The organism is Streptosporangium jomthongense (assembly GCF_042650425.1).
GTDB lineage: Bacteria > Actinomycetota > Actinomycetes > Streptosporangiales > Streptosporangiaceae > Streptosporangium.
On the sequence record NZ_JBHSBC010000073.1, the window covers coordinates 1 to 712 of the forward strand.

The 712-nt window shown below is 70.9% G+C and carries 1 protein-coding gene; it reads left to right on the top strand.

The window, feature by feature from the left end; translation table 11 throughout:
- Positions 1-712, top strand: a 712-nt coding sequence (locus ACFOYY_RS42435) for an ATP-binding protein (protein WP_386197194.1), incomplete at both ends; no start/stop codon positions are given.

Here is a 712-nt window from a genome sequence, read left to right on the forward strand (position 1 = left end):
GGCGGCAGTGGGAAGACGACCGTGTCGGCGCTGTTCGCACGTTATGTGGCGAGCCGGGGGCTGCCGGTCGTGGCGATCGACGCCGACATCAACCAGCACCTGGGCATGGTGCTGGGGGTGGAGGAGGAGGCGCTGCCGCGGCCGATGGGGTCGCATCTGACGGAGATCAAGGAGTGGTTGCGGGGCGACAATCCGCGGATCTCCTCGGCGGGGTCGATGGTGAAGACGACGCCGCCGGGGCGGGGGTCGCGGTTGCTGGAGTTGCCGGCGGTGACGGGTGGCGACGTCTCGGCGGCGGGTGATCCGGTGCACGGGGGGTTTTCGGTGGCGGCGCCGTACGGGCCGTGGCTGATGGTGACGGGGCCGTTCGGGGAGGCCGACCTGGGGGTGGCGTGTTACCACTCCAAGGTGGGGGCGGTGGAGCTGTATCTGAACCATCTGGTGGACGGGCCGGGCCGGTACGCGGTGGTGGACATGACGGCCGGGGCGGACGCGTTCGCGTCGGGGTTGTTCACCCGGTTCGATCTGACGTTCCTGGTGGCCGAGCCGACCCGGCAGGGGGTGGGGGTGTATCGGCAGTACCGGCAGTACGCGGCCGAGCACGGGGTGGCCGTCGCGGTGGTGGGCAACAAGGTGCAGGGGCCGCAGGATGTGGCGTTCCTGCGCGAGCAGGTGGGGTCGGATCTGCTGGTGTGCCTGGGGCATTCGGGGG